Annotated in this window: 3 protein-coding genes; 1 reads left to right on the plus strand and 2 read right to left on the minus strand. The window is 74.2% G+C overall.

Translation table 11 applies throughout. The annotated features are described in order from the left end of the window. Window positions 1-72 precede the first annotated feature (72 nt). Window positions 73-1,185: a threonine aldolase family protein gene (locus AC2W7A_RS10880; protein WP_485991367.1), complete on the minus strand. Its 1,113-nt coding sequence runs from the start codon at window positions 1,183-1,185 to the stop codon at window positions 73-75. Next, a complete protein-coding gene (msrB, locus tag AC2W7A_RS10885; RefSeq protein WP_485991368.1) occupies window positions 1,182-1,655 on the minus strand; it encodes a peptide-methionine (R)-S-oxide reductase MsrB in 474 nt (157 codons plus the stop codon). The genes AC2W7A_RS10880 and msrB overlap by 4 nt, the downstream gene beginning before the upstream one ends. 753 nt (window positions 1,656-2,408) lie before the next feature. On the opposite strand from msrB, the gene AC2W7A_RS10890 reads away from it, so the two are divergent. Further along, the coding region (locus AC2W7A_RS10890; protein ID WP_485991369.1) for an alpha/beta hydrolase family protein at window positions 2,409-3,182 on the plus strand (774 nt) is incomplete at its 3' end.

The raw sequence follows: 3,182 nt of genomic DNA on the forward strand, positions 1-3,182 counted from the left end.
GCGGCCCGGCTCGGCTCAGTGTGGCCCCGCTCGGGCTCGGGGTGGCGCCACCTGCCGCCCGTGCACCCCTGCTCAGGACCGGGCGGCCAGGGCCGCCTGGACGGCGTCGGCGAAGTCGTCCACGTCCTGCTCGGTGGTGTCCCAGGAGGTCATCCAGCGGACCTCGTGGCGGTGCGGGTCCCAGTCGTAGAACGGGAACCGGGCGCGCACCTCGTCCGCGGCGGCCGGGTCCAGGGCCGCGAAGAGCGTGTTCGCCTCGGGTCGCTGGGTCAGCTGCACGCCGTCGATCCGCTCGATGCGGGCTGCCAGGCGCGCGGCCATGGCGTTGGCGTGGGCGGCCAGGCGCAGGCCGAGGTCGTCCGTGAGCAGGGCGAGCAGCTGCGCGGAGAGGTAGCGGTGCTTGGAGCCGAGCTGCATGGAGGCCTTGCGCAGGTAGCCCAGGGCCTTCTCCGCCCGCTGCGCGGACGAGGAGACGTCCCCGCCGGGCAGGTCCTGGGCGGTGACGTGTCCGGCGGCGAGGACCGCGTCCGGGTTCAGGACCACGATCGCCTCGGCGCCGAGGCCGCCGTTCTTGGTGCCGCCGTAGGAGACCACGTCCACGCCGGCGTCCGCGGTGAAGGCGCGCAGGGGGACGTCCAGTGCCGCCGCGGCGTTGGAGAGGCGGGCGCCGTCCATGTAGACGGTCAGCCCTGCGGCGTGCGCGGCCTCCGTGAGGGCCTTCACCTGGTCCACGGAGTAGACGGTGCCGACCTCCGTGCACTGGGCGATCTCCACCACGGCCGGCTGGACGGCGTGGACGAAGCCGTCGCGGCGCACGTGCGGGGCGATCAGCTCCGGGGTGAGGCGGCCGTCCGGGGTGTCCACGGACAGCAGGGACATGCGGCCGATGCGCTCGGGCGCGCCGCCCTCGTCATGGCGGATGTGGGCGCACTCGGCAGAGAGGACGGCGCCCCACGGCGGGAGCATCGCCTGCAGGGCCACCACGTTGGCGCCGGTGCCGTTGAACACGGGGACGGCGAAGGCCTGCTCGCCGAACTCGGCACGGATGCGCTCGGCCAGGGCGGCGGTGACGGGGTCGTCCCCGTAGGAGCAGGCGTGGCCGGCGTCGGCGGCGGCCAGGGCGGCCCAGACGTCCGGGTGGACGGGGGCGTAGTTGTCCGAGGCGAAGGCGCGCAGGTCGGTCATCGGTCGGCGGGTCCTTCCGGCTGCAGGGTCAGGGAGATCGAGTTGATGCAGTAGCGCAGGTCCGTGGGCGTGTCGTAGCCCTCTCCCTCGAACACGTGGCCGAGGTGGGAGGCGCAGGCGGCGCACCGGACCTCCACGCGGCGCATCCCGAGGGAGGTGTCCTCCACGTACTCCACGCGGTCCTCGGCCAGCGGGGCGAAGAAGGAGGGCCAGCCGCAGTGGGCGGAGAACTTCTGCTCCGAGCGGAACAGCTCGGCGCCGCAGGCCCGGCAGGCGTAGACGCCGACCGTGTCCGTGTCCCAGTACTCGCCGGTGAAGGCGCGCTCGGTGCCGGCCCGGCGCAGGACCTGGAACTCCTCGGGAGACAGGCGGGCGGCCCAGTCCTGCTCGGTCAGGGCGCGGGGATCCGCGGGCGCGGTGGCCTCGGGCGTGCTGCGGGGGTCTTGGGGCGTGGGGGTGGACTCGCTCATGGCCGCGACTGTACTCCGCAGGGCGGGAGTCGTCGCCGGCCGGGGTGCCGCGTTCGGGCCGCACCGGGTCACGATGCAGGCGCGGCCCAGGGGCATGGGAGACAATGACGGGCATGTTCAGAGACCTGCTGCGCCCCGCCACGTCCTGCTCCGTGCCCCTGCGCGAGGACGTGCTGGCAGGCCTCCACCGCTCCGTGGACCGCGGCCGCCAGGCGGCCCGCGCGTCCCTGGACCTGTCCCGGTCCGCCGCCCGCACGTCCGTGCACCGGTCCGTGGACGCCGCGCGGTGGTCGCCGGTGGTCGCCTCGCTCGGCCTGTCCGCCGCGTTCGTGGTCTTCGGCGCGTCCTCGACCCTCGCCTCGGTCTTCGCCCGCCTCGTGGTCACCCCCGTGCGCAACCATGCCGAGGACGTGGACGTCCTCGCGGTGATCCACGGCGACGACGGCACGCAGGTCATCCTGTCCGCGGACTCCGAGACCACGGTCCCGGGCACCTACTCGCTCACCTTCGACGGCGGCGCCTCCTGCGCACGGATCGGCCGGATCACCTCCTTCGACCCCCGCGACGGCACGGTCCAGCGCGCGGTGGAGCACGTCTACTCCGGGGACCTGCGCTCCGGGGCGCGGGGCCGGTTCACCGGATTCGTGTATCCGACACCGCAGGACGCCGGCTTCGACGCCGTGGACGTGGACGTCCCCGTGGACAACGGCACCGCACCGGCCTGGCGGGTCGACCGCGGCCGCCGAGGACGGTGTGAAGCGTGCCGGCGACGGCCTGTGGGCGATCATGGTCCACGGCCGCGGCGCCCGCCGCAACGAGGGCATCCGCGCCGTGCGCAGCGCCCAGAAGCTCGGCATGACCTCCCTGCTGGTGTCCTACCGCAACGACGGCGACGCCCCCGCCGCCGAGGACGGTCGTTACGGGCTGGGCACCACCGAGTGGCGGGACGTGGAGGCCGCGATCGCGTACGCGTTGGACCAGGGTGCCGAGGACGTCGTGCTCTTCGGCTGGTCCATGGGCGGGGCCGTGGCCCTGCAGTGCGTGGACCGTTCCGACCTGGCCCACCGCGTGCGCGCGATCGTCCTCACCGGCCCCGTGGTGGACTGGATCGACGTCCTCAAATACCAGGCCCGCCTCAAGCGCATCCCGGAGGCCGTCGGCCTGGTCGGGCGCTGGCTGCTGTCCAACCGGGCCGGCCGCCTCGTCACCGGCCTCGCCGCGCCCGTGGACCTGAAGTCCCTGAACTGGGTCGCCCGCGCCGACCAGCTGCGCGTGCCCACCCTCGTCATGCACTCCGAGGACGACGACTACGTGCCCATCGGCCCGTCCATGGAGTTCGCCGAGCGCAACCCGGACCTCGTCCGGTTCGTCCGCTTCACCCGTGCCCGGCACACCAAGGAGTGGAACGTGGACCGGCGCAAGTGGGACCACACGGCCCGGGGCTGGCTGCGCGCCGTCCTCAACGCCACCCGTCCCCGGTGCCGCCCGCTAAAAGGCCCCGGCGTCCGCCCGCCGGACGGGCGGCGA

The organism is Micrococcus sp. LASM2_SD2, assembly GCF_057364565.1.